Source organism: Moraxella sp. CTOTU46711 (assembly GCF_031975715.1).
Taxonomy (GTDB): domain Bacteria; phylum Pseudomonadota; class Gammaproteobacteria; order Pseudomonadales; family Moraxellaceae; genus Faucicola.
In genome coordinates this window covers 12,567-31,490 of the sequence record NZ_DALYMP010000003.1, presented here as the reverse complement: position 1 = coordinate 31,490, position 18,924 = coordinate 12,567, and the positions used below count along the sequence as shown (strand labels likewise).

The following is an 18,924-nucleotide window of genomic DNA, read 5'->3' as shown; positions in this document are numbered from 1 at the left end:
AGCCTAACCACTGTGCCTAACCACTGTGTGAGATAGGGTGTGGTTTTTTGATTAAGTGCTTTGTAATTTGATTGCTTTGCCTTGGGTTTTGATAGGCTTACCTTGTAGGACGGCTTGGGCGATTTTGATATGTTTAGGGTCATGAAAACCTGTGATGTGATACAAGGTTAGACCGTCAGCATTGTAGATGGTCATGCCATCAATAGTGGGCTCAATGCTATCGCTGGGCAATAATTGATAACTTGTGACTTTAGCACCTTGGTGATGGCTAAAACCCTGTTGGGTCAGTCGCAGTTCACCCCCTGTTAAAGTAGGCACCTCTTTTTTTCGGTTGAATGATTGCCACGCAACACTTGCGATGATGGCTAGTAAAATCATCAGCGAGCCGATGGCGACTGAGAGCATTTTAAATGCCATTAATAGCCCTACCACGGCAATGGCTATACCCACCCAGAGTATTTGGGTCAGCTTGTTTGGTGTCACCGCTTGACTTTGCAAACCAATGGTAACGCCTATCTCGGTGACTTTTAACATAATAATCTCTATAACGATTTCAAGGGCGTATGCGCTACGCCCTTACTAGTCTAGCTTGTTTTGTTAGGCTATTTTACCAACCTAGCACTGCTTGTTGTTCGGCAATCAGCTGTTTGATACCTTCTTCAGCAATCGCTAGCATTTCATCCACTTGCGCACGGGTGAACGGTTTTTCTTCGGCAGTGCCTTGAATCTCGATAAACTCGCCTTTTTGCGTCATCACGACGTTAAGATCTGTGTCACAGCTTGAGTCTTCGCTATAGTTCAAATCTAAGAGCACTTCACCATTTTTGATGCCCACAGAGACGGCTGCTACCAAGCCTACCAAAGGATCGGCTTTGAGTTTTTTGGCGGCTTGCAGTTTTTCTAATGCATCGACCAATGCCACAGCCGCACCGGTGATACTGGCAGTACGGGTACCGCCATCGGCTTGCAGCACGTCACAGTCGATATGGATGGTATTTTCCCCAAGCTTTTCAAGATCTACCATCGCCCGTAAGCTACGACCAATCAACCGCTGAATCTCTTGGGTACGACCTGATTGCTTTCCTTTGGCGGCTTCGCGTTGGGTACGCTCGTGGGTCGCGCGTGGCAACATACCGTATTCAGCAGTAATCCAGCCTTTACCTGTGCCTTTAAGCCAGCGCGGTACTTGGGTTTCAATACTGGCGGTACATAGCACTTTGGTATCACCATAGCTGACCAGCACGGCGCCTTCGGCATGTTTGGTAAAGTTACGCACAAAACTAATTGGGCGAAGTTGGTTGTTTTCACGATTATCGATACGCATAAGATTCCCTAAAAGACCGCCTTGACGGTTTGGTAGATAGTTTTTAAGCAATGGGCAAAAATTACAGTGGTTTTATGCTACCTTGCCAACCCAGTTTTAGCAAGACAATTCCGTCGGCAACATGGTAGGTTGCTATTCAAGCCCTTCGCGCTTACGTAGCTCTTTACGTAAAATCTTACCAACATTGGACTTGGGCAGACTATCGACAAACTCGACATAGCGTGGGCGTTTATAGCCACTTAAGTGTTGTTTACCAAACGCCAGTAGTTGCTCAGCGGTGACGCGGTTGTGTTTTCTGACCACGAATATTTTGGGCTCTTCGCCGCGCGTCGCGCTTGGTACACCAATCGCCACACACTCAAGCACATCGGCATGCTCGAGCATCACTGACTCAATCTCATTTGGGTAGACATTAAACCCTGACACCACAATCATGTCTTTTTTACGGTCAACGATTTTGATAAAACCGCGCTCATCAATGATGCCAATATCGCCCGTGCGCAAATAGCCTGTCGCGGTAAACGCATTCGCGGTCTCGACAGGTAGATTGCGATACCCCACCATCACTTGCGGGCCTTTGACGGCGATTTCTCCGCGTTCGCCAATGCGCACAGGTTGGTCGTTGTTATCCAATAAGATGATGTCAGTGGCAGGGGTTGGAAGCCCGACTTTATTGGTAAATTCTGCGATAGTTAACGGATTAAAGGTAATCACAGGCGCGGTTTCTGAAAGCCCATACCCTTCAATAATCGGTAACCCTGTGATAGTGTGCCATTTTTTGGCAACGCTAGGTAAGATTGCCATGCCGCCGCCAATGGTGGCTTTGAGTTGGGAAAAATCGAGCCTTCGAAATTCAGGATGCTGTATCAAGGCGCTAAATAGCGTATTGACCCCCAAAATAAAATGCGGCGGTGTACGCTTTAGCGTATTAACCAGTTCATTGATATCACGTGGATTGGGCACGAGCCTTGATGCAAACCCACGATATAAAATAAAGACACAACAAATGGTGAATGAAAATACATGATACAGCGGCAATGATGCCAAAATAATATCTTCTTGCCCTTCTTCATCGTACGCGCTGCGAATCAACGCATCGATTTGCAGCAAATTGGCAATCACATTGCCATGACTGAGCATCGCGCCTTTTGCCGTCCCTGTGGTACCACCGGTATATTGAATTAATACGATATTCGATAACGTGAGATTTGGCCGTTGATAAGCCTTGCTAGCGCCCGCTAATAAATGACTAAAATATATCCAATTACCTTTGGGCGGCAAATCGGTGGTCGCTGAGACCAGATTGATTAACGCGCCTTTGAGCTTACTTTTTAAATCGCCCAAACGACAGATGATTAAATGATGTAAATCGCGGTTAAGGTTATCGGCAATGTCTTTATAGGTATAAATAAATTTATCTAGTATAAACAACGCCTTGATATCGGCATCATCCATTTGGTGCTCAAGCTCGCGGCTGGTGTAGGAAGGGTTCATACTCACCAGCACCATACCAGCACGGATGACGCCAAGGGTAATCACAGGATATTGCAAAATATTGGGCAACATCACGCCAATGGCATCGCCGACATTGAGCCCTAACTGCTGTAAATAAATGGCAACTTTTAGACTCAGTTTATCTAACTGTTCGTAAGTAATCTGCTGATCATCGCAATAATACGCCACTTGCCGCGCATGTTTAGCAAACCCCGCTTCTAACATGTCAATCAGCGAGGTTTGGTCATCTGGCATATCGATGGTACTACAAATATTATAGCGCTCGTAGCTAATCAGCCACGGTTGCTGATTTTCTTCCCATTCATACATCTCATGCATCGGGCGGTCATTGATTGGTGAAATAGCGTCATCCATAAACTCAGTATTGCTCATAACAGCCTAGTGGTATTCCCAATTTTATAAGGTTAGTTGGGCGCGATGCAATAAAAAACCCAACTAATCTGATATAGAAAAGCTGGGTTTTGGCAACAAGCGTTAGCTTACTTTTTTTCTTCAAGTTTACGCAGTTCTTTACGCAAGATTTTGCCAACGTTCGATTTTGGCAATTCATCCACAAACTCAACTTTACGCGGACGTTTATAACCGGTTAACTCGCTTCGCGCATATTGCAGCAACTCTTCCTCGGTGAGGCTTGGGTCTTTACGTACCACAAACGCTTTTGGTACTTCGCCGCTTTTTTCGCTCGGCACCCCAATCACCCCGACTTCCAATACTTTAGGATGCGCCGCTAGCACTTCTTCAACTTCGTTTGGATAGACGTTAAATCCTGATACCAAAATCATGTCTTTTTTACGGTCAACGATTTTGAAGTAGCCTTGCTCATCAATGACAGCGATGTCACCGGTTTTGAAATAACCGTCTGCTGTCATTACTTCTGTAGTGGCTTCAGGACGCTGCCAGTAGCCTTTCATCACTTGTGGACCTTTAACTGCAATCTCACCACGCTCACCTGCTGCGACTTCATTGCCGTTGTCATCAAGCAGTTTGATGTCGGTGTTGGGCATCGGGATACCAATTTTGGCGCTAAATTGTTCTTGTGCCAAGGGGTTTAGGGTGGCAACGGGTGAGGTTTCGGACAAGCCGTAGCCTTCTAGGATATTGGTACCTGTAATACGTTTCCACTCTTCAGCGGTTGAAGGCAATACCGACATACCACCGCCTAGCGACAAACGCAATTTGCTGTGGTCTAATGCACGAAAACCGGCGTGGTGCGCCAAACCATTAAATAATGTGTTTACCGCTGGGAAGAAGACTGGCTTATATTTTGCTAATTCTTTGACAAAACTGTCCATGTCACGGGGGTTTGGAATCAATACACCTGTAAAGCCCATGTTCATACCTAGTAGCGCACAGGCAGTAAATGAGAAAATATGGTAGAGCGGTAAGGCAACGACGACGTACTCACCCACCATTTGATTGGGAAACACTTGTCTGGCGAACTCTTGGCACTGTAGCATATTGGATACCAAGTTACTGTGGGTAAGCATCGCACCTTTGGCAACCCCTGTGGTGCCGCCAGTGTACTGTAGTACCGCAATATCACTGCCTTTGATACCTTCTGGGCGCTGATAGCGACTGGCAGACGCTTGCTTGATAACACTCTTAAAGGTCACATGCCCGTCAATTTGCCAAGCTGGAATGGCTTTTTTGACATACTTGACCACGGTATTAACTAGCATACCTTTGAAGGTACCCATCAAATCACCGATTGAACAGACGATAACGTGATCAACCATTTTTTTGCCGATATCTTGATAGGTTTTGGCAAAGTTTTCAACGATAAATAACGCTTTGGCTTGCGAGTCTTCTAACTGATGCGCTAATTCATGAGCGGTGTATAAGGGATTGACATTGACCAAGATAAAACCTGCGCGGATGATACCAATCATACACACTGGATATTGCAAGATATTTGGCATCATCACTGCAACGGTATCGCCTTTTTGTAGACCCAATCCCTGCAAATACGCTGCAATTTGGCGGCTATAAGTATCTAGCTGACGATAGGTCATGCTACTACCCATACACACAAAGGCATCACTACCATTGAATTGTTCGAAATTCTTTTCAAAAACATTCATTAGGTTAACTTCGTCACCGGGCATTTGCATGTTATAGTTCATGCCGTAATGCTGGTAAGTCTTTAACCAAGGTTTCTCATGATGATCGGTAAGCTTTGGCGCATGTGGCTGCGCTTCCATATTATCGACGGGAGTATCGATAGGCGCATTGTATTGGGTATTGTTGTCAGGGGTTTGAGCTGAGGTGGTTGATTCATTCATGAGAAATGTTTTCCTTAGGTATGCGGTCTATCAGCGAATAGCATATTGATAATTAAAAGAATTTTTATAAAAAGGTCAATCCCACTGCTAAAAATTATATTAAAAATCGCGGCCAAATGTACTATTAACATACTAAATATTTACTCAATTCTCAAGCCTATTCTCTGTACTTATGGGATGATAAAAATGATTTCGCGTCGAAATAGTTATCGTTTATTTGACCATTAAAGCGGCTACAGTGTCCAATTATCTTTAAAAGGCGTTTTTGCGACACAGTTTGACGTGTAAAACTGGGCAAATTTGCCATGTCATGGATTAGCACTTGTTTTTCTACTCTCAAGCTTTATGATATTTCCTCATACTTCTTATCTATCTTTTGCACTTTCTTTCTTTTGCACTTTCTTTTATTTTTTGTCATTGATTAAGTAACCATTATGTCTGATACCCTTGTAGCAAAAATTACCAAACCAAACGATTTGAACAACCCCACTCGCTCAGTCGCTGAATTTACCGAAAACGCGTATCTCAACTACGCGATGTACGTCATCATGGACCGGGCATTGCCAAACGTTGCCGACGGCTTAAAACCCGTGCAGCGCCGTATCGTGTATGCGATGAGCGAGCTTGGGCTCAAAAATACCGCCAAACCCAAAAAATCAGCGCGCACTATCGGTGACGTCATTGGTAAATACCACCCGCATGGCGACTCCGCCTGTTATGAAGCCATGGTGTTGATGAGTCAGCCGTTTAGCTACCGTTATCCACTCATTAGCGGTCAAGGCAACTTCGGCTCGCCCGACGACCCAAAATCCTTCGCTGCGATGCGCTATACTGAAGCCAAGCTATCGGCTTATGCCAATACTCTGCTAAACGAGCTCGGTCAAGGCACTGTCGATTGGCAAGACAACTTTGACGGCACCTTGCAAGAACCTGTCACCTTGCCTGCTCGCCTGCCGAACATCTTGCTCAACGGCACAACCGGCATTGCGGTCGGTATGGCAACCGATATCCCGCCACATAACTTGTCTGAAGTAGTCAAAGGCTGCATCGCGCTACTTAAAAAACCCACGATGACGGAAAAAGAGCTGGCAAAGTACATCCCTGCACCCGATTTACCGACCAAAGCAGAAATCATCACCTCGCCTAAGGATTTGCTACAGCTATATAAAACGGGTCGTGGTAGCTACAAAATGCGCGCTACTTATCATGTCGATGACAAAGAAAAAAACTTAATCATCATCGATGCGCTACCCTATCAAATCTCCGGCAATAAAATCATTGAGCAAATCGCCAATTTAATAAATGCCAAAAAACTGCCTTGGGTAACTGACATCCATGACGAATCCGACCACCAAAACGCTTGCCGTATCGTGCTTGAGCTGCGCTCTAACCGTGTTGATATCGAGCCGATGATGAGCCATTTGTTTGCCAGTACCGACCTTGAGAGTAATTACCGTGTTAATCTCAACATGATTGGCACCAATGGCAAACCCCAAGTCAAATCACTGCTTACCATTCTCACCGAATGGCTCTCTGTGCGCCGAGATACCGTCACGCGCCGTCTGCAATACCGCTTGAGTAGAATCGAGCAGCGCCTGCATATCTTGGCAGGTTTGCTAATTGCCTATCTTCATATTGATGAAGTTATCCGTATCATCCGTGAGGAAGACGACCCAAAAGCAGAATTGATGACCCGCTATGATTTGACCGAAATCCAAGCCAACGCGATTTTGGATATTCGTCTGCGTCAATTGGCGCGTCTTGAAGAAATTGAGCTCAAACGTGAACAAAGTGACCTAGAAGCAGAGAAAGCCCAAATCGAAGCATACTTGAACAACCCAGACAAATTGACGGGTTTAATGATTGAAGAGCTCACTGCCGATATGAAAGAACATGGCGATAAACGCCAATCGCCGATTATAGAGCGCACGGAAGCCATTGCGCTTAAAGAAACTGACCTAGCCCCAAGCGAGCCTGTGACGGTCATCGTGTCAAAATCAGGCTGGATTCGCTCCGCCAAAGGGCACGATGTCGATGCCGCCAATATGAATTACCGTTCGGGCGATGCCTACCTTGCCCATGCGCAAGGCAAATCCAATGAAAAAGTCTATCTCATGGATAACACCGGTCGCAGCTATCGCCTCGATGCCCATACCTTGCCCTCTGCGCGAGGACAAGGCGAGCCGCTTACCAGCCTGCTAAAACCCACGGGCGGAGCAAGTTTTGTCAATGTGCTGATGGGACAAGATGGCAGTAAGCTTATCATGGCAAGCTCACAAGGCTATGGCTTTATTAACACTTTTGCTGATCTTGATACCAACCAAAAAGCGGGCAAAAATGTGATTAATTTTGATGACGCCTTTGGTTTAATAACCCACCAAATTGGTGAGCAAGATACGCTAGTTGGCGTGGTCAGTTCGGCAGGGCATTTGCTGGTATACCCATTGACTGAGTTACCGATGATGAAAAAAGGTAAAGGCAACAAGCTGATTGATTTAAAAGACGGTGACAGCGTGGTCGCCATCACCACATTTGCCGAAGGGGATAGTTTGTCATTGGACAGTGGTAAACGCACGTTGACGCTCAAACCGATGGATATTGCCAATTTTATGGGTACACGCGGTCGACGCGGCGGACTATTGCCAAAAGGTTTTCAAAAAGTAAGTAAAGTGGAGAAAATTTGATGGAAAATCAAGATAAATTTTTTGAATCTAGTGGCTTATTATCTACTGACCTTGCGGAAGCTAAAGTTTCGAAAGATACTTTAGTAGAAATTCTAAATGATTATTTGTCTAATCAAGAAAGATTGAAATATCAAGCCAGTTATTTTGCTAACATCCTTCAATTTGGTGATAGTGTTAATTCTGTTAAGTGGCGAATTAAAGACCCCATTCATTTACTACAAAAGATTGTTCGTAAAAGAAAAGAAGCAATTAAAGAGCAAGATAAAAACTCAAAATATATGACTATTGATGTTGAAAATTATAAAAATATTGTAAATGATTTGATAGGTTTAAGAGCAATTTATCTATTTAAAGCTGATTGGTATAAAGTTAATGATTTTATTTTGAAAGAATTTAAGGTTTGTGAAAATGAACCAATTACTATCTACTATGCTCCAAACGATGACTTAACTCAAATTCCTGACAATAACTTTATTGAAGCTAATAATAAAAAATATAATTTGGAAAAGAAAGTTAAAGAAAAGACCAACTACCGCTCAACTCATTATTTAATAGAGGGCATACCACCACATAATTTCAAATTTGAGTTGCAAACTCGAAGTATTCTTGAAGAAACATGGGGTGAAATTGACCATTATGTGAGATATCCTAACTTTGAAAATCATCCAGAACTAATTAGACGAATGTCAATTTTAAATGGTGCATTAAGTGCTTGTGAACAAATGGTTTCAACCGATTATGAATATTTTGTCAAGTTAAGCGAAGAGGAATTAAAGAAGAATGCAAATTCTCTTGACAATATAAATTTAGATGCGGGAGAAAATCAAAAAAGTAGCTTAGAGCAAAATCCTAAATTGGATCGAGATAAAGTTACGGTAAGTGATGAATCTTGGGATAAGGATATTAAAACTATTAGTAGAGCTCAAAGAAAATCACGTCTAGTGGAAGCTGTTAACAACAAGAATGACAGAATAAAGATTATAAAGAGCTCTAAAGGATTAGATAAAGAAATTGCATCTAGCACACCTGTAATTAGAATTCTTCTTGGTGACTCCGCTTATAATGACTTGTTGAAGTTAGAGTTATCAAAAAATGAAGACGAAAGTATAAAACAAAAAATAAATGCTAAAGCTGACCCAGAAGTGAAGTTATCTAGTCAAAAAGCTCCACCAACTGAACGAAAAAAACCTAAAGATAATGAATAAAATTAGTTAAATTAGATGCCCCAGCCATTTACAAGATATCAAGCTTTTCATGATCAATCTCGTCGGGCTTGAACGAGATGTCCTCTACCACGCTAAGAAGCCCGTAATAATTCAACACAAAAACCGCATTTAACCATTGGCAGAAAATAGCTATGCTCTGGCAACTTTTCAATCAAAATTAAACTTTCTATGTACGACTCCGTATTTCAAGACATCAAAACCCACATCGTTAGCTTCACAGGCTTAGAGCGAGATGCCCTACATATCTATGTCGGTATTGGGGTATTTCTTATCACAAGCCTACTTTTTAAAAATCACCGCTACCGTTGGCTTATCGCCTTATTTGCGGTGATTGCTGCTGCCAGCATGGGTGAAGTGCTAGACAGACATGACCAGCTTATAATTGCCAAGCACTGGTACTGGCAAGGCAGTGTGCATGATATAGTAAACACCTGCTTTTTCCCCACCCTTTTTACCTTGATACTCACCTTTACCCATTTTTTTGAGCGAAACATCGCCCAAGCTCATGGTTCAAAACGTTAATTGGCTATCAACTTTTAGCAAACTTTTGGTTCAATCTTGGCAAACTCAGCGATTCGGGGTAAAGTAACCTCATTTTTCACAGTATTTTTAACATCCCAGTATTTTTAAAATCCCGGTAACTTTAAAATCAGAGTATTTTTAAAATTAGTTCTCTCGAATATATGGATAGCCAACCCCTTATGAATCCGCAATTACAGCTTTTGCATCCTTATCCATTTGCCAAGATGGCAACCTTGCTACAAGGCATCACGCCAAACCCCAACTATGCCCCGATTAAACTAGGTATCGGTGAACCGCAGCACACACCACCACAGTTTGTGTTAGACGTCATCAAAGACAATCTGGCTAAAATCCAAAATTACCCCACCACCAACGGTTTGCCTGAGCTGCGCCAAGCGATTGCCGATTGGGTACAGCGCCGTTTTCAGGTCAAACAATTAAATGCCGACACCCAAGTATTACCGGTGATGGGTACGCGTGAGGCGCTATTTAGTTTTGTACAAGCGGCATTTGACCGTGAGGATAGCAAACGACCTTACGTGGTGATGCCCAATCCGTTTTATCAGATTTATGAAGGGGCGACGCTGCTCGCTGGTGGACAGCCGTATTTTGTCAATTGTACCGCCGACAATAACTTTGTCGGTGACTATGACAGCGTGCCAAGCGAGGTTTGGGAAAAAACCCAACTGGTCTTTGTGTGTAGTCCAAACAACCCAACTGGCTCAGTGATGGATTTGGCGCAGTGGCAACGTCTGGTTGAGTTATCGGATAAATACGGGTTTATCCTAGCCAGTGACGAGTGCTACAGTGAGCTGTACTTTGATACGCCGCCAATTGGACTACTTGAAGTCTGCGCCAAACTCGGACGCGATGATTTTGCCAATTGCGTGGTGTTTCATTCGCTGTCAAAACGCTCCAATCTACCTGGCATGCGCTCAGGATTTGTGGCAGGTGATGCCAAGTTACTAGCGCCATATGCCCAATACCGCACTTATCAAGGCTGCGCGATGCCGATTCATCATCAGCTCGCTTCGATTACCGCGTGGCAAGATGAAGCCCATGTGGAAGAAAACCGCAAACTATATCGCCAAAAGTTTGATTTGTGGATGGACAAGCTGTCAGACAAATTACCGCTACGCCGTCCTGATGCCGGTTTTTATTTTTGGTTGCCGGTACAAGATGATGAGCAGTTTGTCAAAGTGATTTATGAACAGCTAAATATCCATGCGCTTGCAGGGCGTTACCTATCTCGCGATATGCCCCCATACCAAAAGAACAGCGGCAACGCTGGCAAAAACCATGTGCGCATGGCATTGGTTGCAGATATCGCACAAAGCAGCGAGGCGATTGATCGATTGCTGAGCTTGGACTTATCAAATTTGGTGTAATTTTTCATAAAAAAAGTGATGGCTAGATACCATCACTTTTTTTGACTTTTTGTAAGCCTTCAGCTTGTAAAGATTCAACGTGGAACGACTGCTAGTCTTCAAGATTTTTTAGCAGGGTACTGACCTGTGCCAAGCGTTTGCGTTTTTGGTGGATATCATGGCTGACAAAGATGTCATCGGTTTCAGGTAGCATAAACCAATCGGGGTGGCGAAAAGTGTTCTCAATATCTTGTAAGCCACTTTCCCAGTGCTCTTGCATGGTTGAGCCGCTAAACTCGTAGTCTTTATAGCCGCGCTCGTAAGTCTTTTTGTGATAAATCAGATGAATCACGTTTTTGACACCGACTTCTGTCATTTCGCGGGCTTTATTGACGCACAGTTCTTCAACTTTATCAATTTTGGCATCGTCATCGATGATTTCGAGTAACTCTTTGATAAGGCGCGTATAACGCAATTTTTGCGCCATAAAGTCAGTGACCATGCGGGTTTTGCTGGAATATTGGATGTCTTTGACGCGCTCATCAATCTCCATCATATTCTCTGGCACCGTGCCCTTGGCATTCCATAAATCCACTTGGAAAATCAATTGCTTGAGGTGCTCTTCATGGCTTAAGATTTCATTGAGTGGCGTGTTGGACACCAATCCGCCATCCCAATAATACTCCCCATCAATCTCAACCGCTGGAAAACCTGGCGGCAATGCGCCCGATGCGATAAAGTGATCATAGCGCAGTTCTTCATTTTCATTGCTAAAAATAGCAAAGTTACCGTTACGCACATTGACCGCAGACACCGATACTTTCATCCGATTGACGTCATTGACCAGTTTTAAGTCACAATAACGCTCAAGGGTCTCGCGCAGCTTGTCGGTGGTATAATAGCTTAAGTGATTGGGGGTGGTGTCATACGGCACAAAATAACGCGGTTTAAAAAAGCCACGCTGTCCTTCAATCATGGTTTGCCAAGCCTCAGCGGTAGATTCCATCACCCGTAGCTGCTGCTTTAAAAAGCCATTTTCAAATATCCAAGGCATAAAATGGCTTACCATGTCAATCTTGCTGAGTTTATCTAGCTCATTGGCCGTTTGACGGTAGACATTCATCCCTGCAGGGGTGTAGTTACGATGGGTGATGGTATTCCAAAACCCTTGCAGTGCCGCCAAGCGGTTCTCTGGACGGTTACCTGCGATGATGGCGGTATTGAGCGCGCCGATTGAAATACCTGAGATACGGTCGATTTTGATGCCTTGTTTATGCAGTCCTTCATAAATTCCTGCTTGGTAGGCACCGAGCGCACCGCCACCTTGCAGCAGCAACGACACGCTATCGTATTGTTTGACCAATTCTTTGAGCGGTGGTGTGCCTTGTGGGGTGGGTTGATTGGGGTTTGGGTTTGGTGGCTCTATCGCCTTGAGCGGTGATAAATTATCAGGTGATGGCTTAATATCAGGTGATGGCTTGGATGGTTGTGCAGGTGTAGGGATGGTTTTTCTAGTTGACATAATAATCTCATCATCCATAAGTATAGTGGTTTTTATCTAGTATAGAATATATATCACTCAAGTATTGTAGCAAGATTTTATAGCGACAAAATGATATATGCGTGACTTTTTTGATGATTTTGTCATTCATGAACCTTTGATTAAACATCAACATTGTTGCTTAAATATCTATGTCGTATCAAGGTGAATACGCGCAATTTTAAAAAAAACTCAATGCTATATTAAAAAAATTGAATCGCTGCTTGATTTTTTAAGACGTTAGCATAATAATAATTATCACTAAAAGATAATGTCTCTCATTTATACTTTAGTTCGTATTTACTCGCTTTCATTGAGTGCTTTATTTTCTATTTTAAAGCTAAACCGTTCGCGAAAGGCAGCAAGATGACCGTATTGACATTTTCTAATGACATGGCACCCGTGCCAGAGTCAATCTCCCCAAAAGCAGCGGCTCAGCCCTTGTTAGACCTACCAAAACACACTATCGCTTATGTGGAAGAAATCATTGCCAATCCTGCATTTGGTTTGCAAGACAATTTAGTGAGCCGGCGCCTGCATGATTTGGGATTTTTGCCAAATACAGCGATTAAAATCGTGGCAAAAGGCTTGTTTGGGCGCCCCCCCTTTGCTATCCAATTAGCAGGTGGTGCGCAGTTTAGTTTACGCCGTGATGAGCTTGCTAAGATTAAGTGCCGTAGGGTGTAACGATTTTTGTCACTGTTTAATAGATGTTAGGTTGAGAGATAGCAGGCGTAGCAGATGAGTGGCTACGCTTTTTGTTTTTTTAGGGTATAGATAGATAGTGTTGAATTAGAGGGTTATTATGGCAATCACGTTGGCATTGGTCGGGGCACCAAACTGCGGTAAAACGGCTACTTTTAATGCCTTGACGGGTGCAAAAGCAAAAATTGCCAACTACTCTGGCGTCACCGTGGACAAAAAATTTGCCACGTGGTTGGGCAATCCAGCGGTCACTATCTTAGATTTACCCGGTACTTATAGTTTGCGCACCACCAGCCCTGATGAGCAGGTCACCCGTGAGGTATTGCTCGGTCAACAGGCAGGTGAAAAACCGCTTGATGGCATTATCGCGGTCGCCGATGCGACGAATTTGCGTCTGAGTTTGCGGATGCTACTGGAGCTCAAACAACTGGGCTTGCCGATGATGGTTGCGCTCAATTTATCCGATGTCGCAGCTTCACGCGGGGTGGTGATTGATGAAGATGCGCTAGCGGAAGTCTTGGGTATGCCCGTGGTCAAAACCATCGCCATCAAACGTGACGGCACTGCCAAATTGCACCAACTACTCGGTGAGTTTGTGGCGCAGCAAGCCAACCAATCCGCTATCGCGCTGCGTAACGCGCAATATTTTACCCAAGTCGCTGACACCATTGATAACTTAGATGCCACTGTCTTATACCATGAAGCCGACTCGATTATCGCCCATGCGGTACGCGAAAAAGGCGCCCTACCCAATTGGCATGAGCGTTTAGACAGTCTGTTATTGCACCCATTTTGGGGCATGGTGATTTTGCTGATGGTGCTGTTTGTGATGTTCCAAGCGGTGTATTCGTGGGCTGCCCCGTTGATGGATGGCTTAGATAGCCTAGTCAATACGCTAGGGACTTGGATTACCGCTCAGTTAGGTTCTGGACTGTTACAAAGTCTATTGGTCGATGGCGTGCTTGCGGGTGTCGGCGGGGTGATTGTTTTTTTGCCGCAGATTACGATTCTGTTTTTGTTTATTTTGGTGTTAGAAGATTCGGGTTATTTGCCACGCGCCGCTTTTTTGCTGGATAACTTATTGGCAAAAACAGGCTTGTCAGGTCGGGCGTTTATCCCGCTGCTTTCAAGTTTTGCCTGCGCCGTACCTTCGGTCATGGCGACTCGCACCATTCCCAATGCCCGCGAGCGCCTTGTCACCATGGCATTGGCACCGATGTTGACCTGTTCAGCACGCTTGCCGATTTATGCATTAATCATCGCTGCCGTGATTCCTGATACCAAAGTATTGGGGCTGTTTAATCTGCAAGGTCTGACTTTGTTTGCGCTCTATCTTGCTGGGATTGTATCAGCCGCTTTGGTCGCCTTGGGGCTTAAATGGATAGCTAAAGTACAAGGGCGCACGAGCTTGACGGCGCTGATGATGGAGCTACCGACTTATCGCTTGCCCAATGTGCGCCATATTGCGATTAGCCTTTGGGATAAAGTTAAAGCGTTCTTGACACGCGCAGGTACGATTATTTTTTCGTTGTCTGTATTGTTATGGGTATTGGTGACTTTCCCAAAACCGCCTGCCAACGCCACAGGTCCTGCGATTGATTATAGTATTGCCGGTCATCTTGGGCATTGGATTCATCCGCTTTTCGCGCCGATTGGGTTTGATTGGCAAACCTGTATCGCCATGATTCCTGGCATTGCTGCCCGTGAAGTGGTGGTCGCTGCGATGGGTACTGTGTATGCGGTGAGTGGTGATGAAGCGGCGGTGAGTGAAGGCTTAATCCCGATTATCCGCAATCATTGGGGACTCCCAACGGCGTTTGCGTTTTTGGCGTGGTATATCTATGCACCCATGTGTATGGCAACGATTGCCACCATTAAACGAGAGAGCAATTCCGGCAAATATACGGCGATGATTGTGGCATTTTTATTTGTATTAGCCTATATCGCAGCTTTTATTACTTATCGTGTGACAGATATACTCGTTAATTAATTGATTGGAAGGAGTCATTATGAACGCGCAAATGCAGACTTTTATTGTGATGTTGATGGTATTGATAGCGCTAATATATGTGGCAATCAAAGCCAAAAAGCGCTTAACTAGCAAAAATAATAGTTGTGGCGGCTGTGGTAAATGCGGTCATTGAGTGAAGATTATAATCTTGGTGTTTAGAACGTAGATAGTTAGGGCGTATGCGCCACGCCCGTATCTTTTTAGCGAACAATTTGCCGTTTAAAATTTACTATTTAAATGGACACTTAATCGCCCAAATGCACGTATTTGGTAATTACTTGCTGATGGATGGGGAAATTACCCAAAGTTGCCCCTGCTTTACGGTCAGCAAAATAATGTTGCAGCGTTTCAATGACATTTTGGAATGCCAAGTCTTGCCAAGGGATATCTTCTTCGGCAAACAGCGCACATTCTAGGCTCTCGATGCCCACGCCAAATTTGCCATCTTTGAGCGAGCCAATAAATATCATATGAATCTGTCCGATATCTGGTATGTCGTATAGACAATATAGCTCTAATCCACTGCCGATGGCTTCGGCTTCTTCAAAGCACTCACGATTGCCGCCATCTTTCATGGTCTCGCCAAGCTCCATAAAGCCTGCAGGCAGCGTCCAATAACCATGCCGCGGTTCAATCGCGCGGCGACAGAGCAAAACTTTATCTTCATGGATGAGTAAACAGCCGTTGATGACTTTGGGATTTTCGTAATGGATGTAGCCACAAGACGGGCATACAATGCGCGGCAGACTGTCCATCGGCGGGATTTTGGTTTCGGCTAGATGACCGCATTGCAGGCAGTAAGGCATGGTATTTTCCTATTATTTTTATGTTTTGTAAGGTGAAAGTCGTTTTAAGTATGGTAGCATTGATTGCAGGTTTTTACATGATAAAAATGATTTGAGCAGCCGATTATGAGCAAGTTTAGCTTAGTATTTAGCTGGGTATTAAGTTTGGAATTATTAGCAGGTTGTAACGCGCTGCATACCCAGCCTAGTATGCAAAAAACTGTTTCAGCTATGCCAGCATTACCGCTTGATAGTGATATCGACAATAGACAATGAGTTTTAGATAAATTCGTTCAACTCAAAGCGCCGTATAAACATTGCGAAATTGCCCATTAAATTTTGATGAATTAAAAAATATGTCCACAACTAGATTTCAAAGTCCTTTACTGACCCAACTGGCAGAGCGAATTGCAAAACTGCCATTCGACCCTACGCCGCAGCCGTATTCGGTACTCATCGCCATTACCAACGAAGCTGAGCCAAAAGTTTTGTACTCGTTGCGCGCTTCGGATATGCGAGAACATGCCGGCGAAGTATCATTTGCAGGGGGAAGACGCGAAGACACGGATGATAGCAACCAAGCTACCGCGTTACGAGAAACGCATGAGGAAACAGGTATTCATCCCAGTCAAGTGACTGTGTTGGGCGAATTGCCACTACAATTTGCCAAAAGCGGCAGACCTGTCAAACCGATTGTGGGGGTAATACCACCCGGTGTTAACCTTGTGCCAGAAATGTGCGAAATTGCAAGGCTATTTTGGGCAGATTTAGCCACGCTCATTCACCAGCCGACCATCGATTATGCGTATGATTTGGGTCGCCAAGTGATGGTATCACCGAGCTTTATCATTGATGGCGAGACCGTGTGGGGCTTGACTGGACGCATCACCGCAAGCCTACTGGAAATGGGATTTGACCGCCAGATTGATTGGTATTTTAATGTTCACGATAAATAGCCAATCAACCACAAACCAATCACTGCAGCGCTGTCCACGCTAGCATTTCATCCAGCACGGCTTTGGCATTGCTATTATTTTTGACATTGTCGGCATTAATCATCCCAACCACTGCATACCATTTTCCTGATTTGCCTTGAACATAGCCTGCCATACTGGTGACATTATCGAGCGTGCCTGTTTTGATCCAAGCATGCCCAATGGCAGGGTTATTTGGCTGGCGCAGTTTGAGCGCTTTGATGGTACCCGACTCGCCTGCCACGCCCAAGGAATCACGATATACGGTAAAATTGGGTGAATGATAAGCGAGAGTTAGCAGCGCTAACATACTATTGGGCGCCACGCGGCAATCACGGCATAAACCTGAGGCTCTAGTCATCACAGGGGGCTGTGTTTGGGGCAGCTTTTGTTGCCACCACTGGTGGATGTAGGCAAAGGTTTTTGGATAAGTGCTGATACGCTGCTTGTCGGCATACAGTGGTAGCGACAAGGCGATTTGTTCGGTCATCACATTGTTGGAGTGCTGATTGATGTCTTTGATTTGCTCGTGCAATGGATTGGAGGCGACATAGCCAACCAATTTTGGGGTCAAGGGTTTGCCAAAGTATTTTAGGTATAACCGAATATACCAAGGTAGCGCTTGCGGTATCGCCTTGGCTTGCTGCATATAAGGCACCGCAGGATTGGCAAATTCAATATTCCCTGTAAAGTTTGGCAAGATGTTTTGCCAGTCAGCGATGATTTGTTGTTTGACCAGTACATCCCCATCAGGAAACGTCAGATAGCGCTTTTGCTCACCACAAAAGGCGGACGCGGTTTGGTGAAAGCTCAATCCTGTGGACGTCAATGTCCCAATCCAATCATCTTGGTTGTTATTACAAGGCTCTTGACTGGCTTTAAGTGTTGAAGGCATAGTAAAGTTTGCCAGCGCAGGCTTTAGGCTGACTTGATACGCCGCTACGTCTTTGGGATTAATCGAGGGTTTGCTTTGGATTTGCTCAAGATTTGCCGCGGGATTGTCGATATCTGTCGAAGCTGATGTTGTGGATCGCGTGACGCTACTGGTATTAGGCTTTACGACGGGTGTGGCATTGGGTTTTGGCAGTGGCACTAAATCCACTTCCACTGTACCAAAATTGGTTAACAAAGCATTGGGCTGGGCATTATAAGGGCGTAACCCTTTACCATCAAACGCGTTAACATCAAAATCCACCCCTTCAAATTGGCGATTATCGATGATTAAATTGCCTTGTACTTGCTTAATACCCTGCGCTTTAATCATGGCAAGTAGCTGGTACAAGCGCTCGTTTTCCAGTTTTGGGTCGCCACTGCCCTGCACAATCACATCACCATAAAGCGTGCCTTTCCACACAAAACCATTCTGGTATAATTTGGTTTGCCAAACAAAATCTTTGCCCAAACTATCGAGTGCCACATAAGTGGGAATCAGTTTTTGCGTAGATGCAGGGGTGCGTGGCACATCAGCATTATAACTAAACAAAGGCGTTTGGGGCGCAGTCGACGCTGCATTTTGTGGATTGTCCGTTAGCGGTTGTACCACCATACTCATACTATCGGTCGGAATATTGGCTTGGGCAAGTTTGGCCTGAATCGTTTCAGGTAGCTTACTGACTGGATCGCGTTGCCCCATGACTGCATGGCTTTGCTTAGCCACTGGGTCAGTGGGTATTGGCGGCTGGACTTGTGTGGTATCTGACGTATGACCCACCAAGGACAGACAAGCCATCCATAGCAACAAACCCGTTTTTAAAGACAATAATTGAGTAGCGCGGGTTTGCAGACCCACGGATTGGCGCGAATTTTTCATAACAACAGCAACAATGTGACGAATCTATACTAGGTATCGAATCTTATTAAGCAAAAATAAATTAGGCAAAAATAAGCTGCCACCTTATCGCTTTTTGCCGTAAAAATCCACCTGATTTCATAGCAAATCGGCTAAAATTAAGGCATTTAGACAAACTGCCGTAGCCTTCTGTTGCAATT

16 protein-coding genes are annotated in these 18,924 nt (G+C 44.6%); 9 read left to right on the top strand and 7 right to left on the bottom strand.

The features are described from left to right. Positions 1–51: 51 nt before the first annotated feature. The 4 genes from RTJ53_RS05840 to RTJ53_RS05825 form a co-directional block, all read right to left on the bottom strand. Complete coding sequence (locus RTJ53_RS05840; RefSeq protein ID WP_312276244.1) at positions 52–534, bottom strand: hypothetical protein; 483 nt, start codon at positions 532–534, stop codon at positions 52–54. A gap of 73 nt (positions 535–607) precedes the next feature. Further along, positions 608–1,324 carry a ribonuclease PH gene (gene rph / locus RTJ53_RS05835; protein ID WP_060994509.1) on the bottom strand — a complete coding sequence of 239 codons (717 nt, stop codon included), beginning with the start codon at positions 1,322–1,324 and terminating at the stop codon, positions 608–610. Positions 1,325–1,456: 132 nt separating this feature from the next. Continuing rightward, complete coding sequence (locus tag RTJ53_RS05830; RefSeq protein ID WP_409418139.1) at positions 1,457–3,211, bottom strand: AMP-binding protein; 1,755 nt, start codon at positions 3,209–3,211, stop codon at positions 1,457–1,459. A 107-nt stretch (positions 3,212–3,318) separates the two neighbouring features. Continuing rightward, positions 3,319–5,040 (bottom strand): AMP-binding protein, encoded by a 1,722-nt coding sequence (locus RTJ53_RS05825; RefSeq protein ID WP_284034824.1) that lies wholly within the window; start codon positions 5,038–5,040, stop codon positions 3,319–3,321. A 515-nt stretch (positions 5,041–5,555) separates the two neighbouring features. On the opposite strand from RTJ53_RS05825, the gene parC reads away from it, so the two are divergent. The 4 genes from parC (at position 5,556) to dapC (ending at position 10,941) form a co-directional block, all read left to right on the top strand. After that, on the top strand, positions 5,556–7,805 hold the full coding sequence (gene parC, locus RTJ53_RS05820; RefSeq protein WP_312276243.1) for a DNA topoisomerase IV subunit A: 2,250 nt from the start codon (positions 5,556–5,558) through the stop codon (positions 7,803–7,805). Further along, positions 7,805–9,010 carry a RelA/SpoT domain-containing protein gene (locus RTJ53_RS05815; RefSeq protein WP_312276242.1) on the top strand — a complete coding sequence of 402 codons (1,206 nt, stop codon included), beginning with the start codon at positions 7,805–7,807 and terminating at the stop codon, positions 9,008–9,010. The genes parC and RTJ53_RS05815 overlap by 1 nt, the downstream gene beginning before the upstream one ends. A 189-nt stretch (positions 9,011–9,199) precedes the next feature. After that, a complete protein-coding gene (locus tag RTJ53_RS05810) occupies positions 9,200–9,553 on the top strand; it encodes a hypothetical protein (protein WP_312276241.1) in 354 nt (117 codons plus the stop codon). Positions 9,554–9,732: 179 nt separating this feature from the next. Further along, positions 9,733–10,941 carry a succinyldiaminopimelate transaminase gene (gene dapC, locus RTJ53_RS05805; protein WP_312276240.1) on the top strand — a complete coding sequence of 403 codons (1,209 nt, stop codon included), beginning with the start codon at positions 9,733–9,735 and terminating at the stop codon, positions 10,939–10,941. 91 nt (positions 10,942–11,032) lie between these two features. Here dapC and RTJ53_RS05800 read toward each other — a convergent pair whose 3' ends face one another. Beyond that, positions 11,033–12,442, bottom strand: a complete 1,410-nt coding sequence (locus tag RTJ53_RS05800; RefSeq protein ID WP_312276239.1) for a patatin-like phospholipase family protein — start codon at positions 12,440–12,442, stop codon at positions 11,033–11,035. Between the two features lie 384 nt (positions 12,443–12,826). On the opposite strand from RTJ53_RS05800, the gene RTJ53_RS05795 reads away from it, so the two are divergent. From RTJ53_RS05795 to RTJ53_RS05785, 3 genes are all read left to right on the top strand, one after another. After that, the gene (locus tag RTJ53_RS05795) at positions 12,827–13,147 is read left to right on the top strand and encodes a FeoA family protein (protein WP_312276238.1); all 321 of its coding nucleotides are present in this window, start codon (positions 12,827–12,829) and stop codon (positions 13,145–13,147) included. A gap of 118 nt (positions 13,148–13,265) precedes the next feature. Next, positions 13,266–15,155: a ferrous iron transport protein B gene (gene feoB / locus RTJ53_RS05790; RefSeq protein WP_312276237.1), complete on the top strand. Its 1,890-nt coding sequence runs from the start codon at positions 13,266–13,268 to the stop codon at positions 15,153–15,155. A gap of 19 nt (positions 15,156–15,174) precedes the next feature. Further along, the gene (locus tag RTJ53_RS05785; RefSeq protein WP_135890164.1) at positions 15,175–15,309 is read left to right on the top strand and encodes a FeoB-associated Cys-rich membrane protein; all 135 of its coding nucleotides are present in this window, start codon (positions 15,175–15,177) and stop codon (positions 15,307–15,309) included. 112 nt (positions 15,310–15,421) lie between these two features. Here RTJ53_RS05785 and RTJ53_RS05780 read toward each other — a convergent pair whose 3' ends face one another. After that, positions 15,422–15,982, bottom strand: a complete 561-nt coding sequence (locus RTJ53_RS05780; protein ID WP_312276236.1) for an NUDIX hydrolase — start codon at positions 15,980–15,982, stop codon at positions 15,422–15,424. 105 nt (positions 15,983–16,087) lie between these two features. On the opposite strand from RTJ53_RS05780, the gene RTJ53_RS05775 reads away from it, so the two are divergent. After that, entirely contained in the window at positions 16,088–16,237 is a 150-nt protein-coding gene (locus RTJ53_RS05775) for a hypothetical protein (RefSeq protein ID WP_312276235.1), read from the top strand. An 80-nt stretch (positions 16,238–16,317) separates the two neighbouring features. Then, entirely contained in the window at positions 16,318–16,917 is a 600-nt protein-coding gene (locus RTJ53_RS05770) for an NUDIX hydrolase (protein WP_312276234.1), read from the top strand. Positions 16,918–16,936: 19 nt separating this feature from the next. Here RTJ53_RS05770 and RTJ53_RS05765 read toward each other — a convergent pair whose 3' ends face one another. After that, positions 16,937–18,745, bottom strand: a complete 1,809-nt coding sequence (locus tag RTJ53_RS05765; RefSeq protein WP_312276233.1) for a D-alanyl-D-alanine carboxypeptidase/D-alanyl-D-alanine-endopeptidase — start codon at positions 18,743–18,745, stop codon at positions 16,937–16,939. Between the last annotated feature and the right edge of the window lie 179 nt (positions 18,746–18,924).

Bases quoted from the DNA above. Each gene is read 5' to 3' on its own strand.
- RTJ53_RS05840 (WP_312276244.1), bottom strand. From the start codon at position 534: ATGTTAAAAGTCACCGAGATAGGCGTTACCATTGGTTTGCAAAGTCAA.
- rph (WP_060994509.1), bottom strand. From the start codon at position 1,324: ATGCGTATCGATAATCGTGAAAACAACCAACTTCGCCCAATTAGTTTT.
- RTJ53_RS05830 (WP_409418139.1), bottom strand. From the start codon at position 3,211: ATGAGCAATACTGAGTTTATGGATGACGCTATTTCACCAATCAATGAC.
- RTJ53_RS05825 (WP_284034824.1), bottom strand. From the start codon at position 5,040: ATGGAAGCGCAGCCACATGCGCCAAAGCTTACCGATCATCATGAGAAA.
- parC (WP_312276243.1), top strand. From the start codon at position 5,556: ATGTCTGATACCCTTGTAGCAAAAATTACCAAACCAAACGATTTGAAC.
- RTJ53_RS05815 (WP_312276242.1), top strand. From the start codon at position 7,805: ATGGAAAATCAAGATAAATTTTTTGAATCTAGTGGCTTATTATCTACT.
- RTJ53_RS05810 (WP_312276241.1), top strand. From the start codon at position 9,200: ATGTACGACTCCGTATTTCAAGACATCAAAACCCACATCGTTAGCTTC.
- dapC (WP_312276240.1), top strand. From the start codon at position 9,733: ATGAATCCGCAATTACAGCTTTTGCATCCTTATCCATTTGCCAAGATG.
- RTJ53_RS05800 (WP_312276239.1), bottom strand. From the start codon at position 12,442: ATGTCAACTAGAAAAACCATCCCTACACCTGCACAACCATCCAAGCCA.
- RTJ53_RS05795 (WP_312276238.1), top strand. From the start codon at position 12,827: ATGACCGTATTGACATTTTCTAATGACATGGCACCCGTGCCAGAGTCA.
- feoB (WP_312276237.1), top strand. From the start codon at position 13,266: ATGGCAATCACGTTGGCATTGGTCGGGGCACCAAACTGCGGTAAAACG.
- RTJ53_RS05785 (WP_135890164.1), top strand. From the start codon at position 15,175: ATGAACGCGCAAATGCAGACTTTTATTGTGATGTTGATGGTATTGATA.
- RTJ53_RS05780 (WP_312276236.1), bottom strand. From the start codon at position 15,982: ATGCCTTACTGCCTGCAATGCGGTCATCTAGCCGAAACCAAAATCCCG.
- RTJ53_RS05775 (WP_312276235.1), top strand. From the start codon at position 16,088: ATGAGCAAGTTTAGCTTAGTATTTAGCTGGGTATTAAGTTTGGAATTA.
- RTJ53_RS05770 (WP_312276234.1), top strand. From the start codon at position 16,318: ATGTCCACAACTAGATTTCAAAGTCCTTTACTGACCCAACTGGCAGAG.
- RTJ53_RS05765 (WP_312276233.1), bottom strand. From the start codon at position 18,745: ATGAAAAATTCGCGCCAATCCGTGGGTCTGCAAACCCGCGCTACTCAA.